Annotated in this window: 1 CRISPR repeat array. The window is 51.4% G+C overall.

Annotation, left to right across the window (positions count from 1 at the left end):
• Positions 1-64: 64 nt before the first annotated feature.
• Positions 65-565: direct repeats of the CRISPR family, unit length 33 nt; unit sequence GTCGCAGCCCGCTTGGGCTGCGTGAATTGAAAC.
• The last annotated feature ends 65 nt before the right edge of the window (positions 566-630 follow it).

The following is a 630-nucleotide window of genomic DNA, read 5'->3' on the forward strand; positions in this document are numbered from 1 at the left end:
CGCAGCCCGCTTGGGCTGCGTGAATTGAAACGTCCCTAATCGTTTGATTTGGGATGACTGGGAGGTCGCAGCCCGCTTGGGCTGCGTGAATTGAAACAGACATCTCTAGCGGATTTTAACGCTCAAACCCAGTCGCAGCCCGCTTGGGCTGCGTGAATTGAAACGTCTATTTGCCTCGATTCTTTTTTAATTACGTATGGTCGCAGCCCGCTTGGGCTGCGTGAATTGAAACAGATTGATTTTGAGGGTTATACATTAGACTAGGTCGCAGCCCGCTTGGGCTGCGTGAATTGAAACAGACATCTCTAGCGGATTTTAACGCTCAAACCCAGTCGCAGCCCGCTTGGGCTGCGTGAATTGAAACAACACCTTGTAATAGATAATTTCGATACTCACATAGTCGCAGCCCGCTTGGGCTGCGTGAATTGAAACTGCAAGATACAATCGGAGACGTGGCAGATGAAATGTCGCAGCCCGCTTGGGCTGCGTGAATTGAAACTGCCTATCGTACAGAGATTTCTCACACCCGAGAGTCGCAGCCCGCTTGGGCTGCGTGAATTGAAACACCGACCCCAGAAGAAAGCGTATCTCCAACACCTTGTCGCAGCCCGCTTGGGCTGCGTGAATTGA

This window comes from Alloprevotella sp. oral taxon 473 str. F0040 (genome assembly GCF_000318095.2).
In the GTDB taxonomy this organism is placed as follows: domain Bacteria; phylum Bacteroidota; class Bacteroidia; order Bacteroidales; family Bacteroidaceae; genus Alloprevotella.